Origin of the sequence: Ochrobactrum sp. SFR4 (assembly GCF_019730395.1) — a bacterium.
In the GTDB taxonomy this organism is placed as follows: domain Bacteria; phylum Pseudomonadota; class Alphaproteobacteria; order Rhizobiales; family Rhizobiaceae; genus Pseudochrobactrum.
The window spans coordinates 1-335 of the sequence record NZ_JAAPBB010000457.1 but is presented as its reverse complement, the minus strand read 5'-3'; the positions used below and the strand labels follow the sequence as shown (position 1 = coordinate 335).

General features: G+C 29.9%; 1 protein-coding gene. It reads left to right on the top strand.

All coding sequences use genetic code 11. From position 1 onward, the window contains the following. Positions 1–335 (top strand): glycosyltransferase family 25 protein (locus tag HBA93_RS19790; protein ID WP_221724426.1); only part of this gene is annotated, 335 nt, incomplete at both ends.

Below are 335 nucleotides of genomic sequence, written 5' to 3'. Positions count from 1 at the left end.
TGTTTTTATAGTCACATACGGTGCTTTGAATTAATCGCGGCGGGGGATGAGGATTATGCTGCGATTTTCGAAGATGATATTATCTTATCTAAATCGGCTTCACATTTTCTTAGTAGTATTGAATGGATACCTGGTGATGCTGATATAATTAAAATAGAGACTAAAGATGAAAAGAAAAAAATTAAATTAGATGAAGTTGTAAATTTAACGGATTTTGATTTTAAAATTGGAAAATTAAAATCAATTCACTTAGGTACAGCTGGGTATATTATATCAAAGAAAGCTGCCACCAATATTATAAATATTTTAAAAAAACCTGAAATCCCAATCGAGAA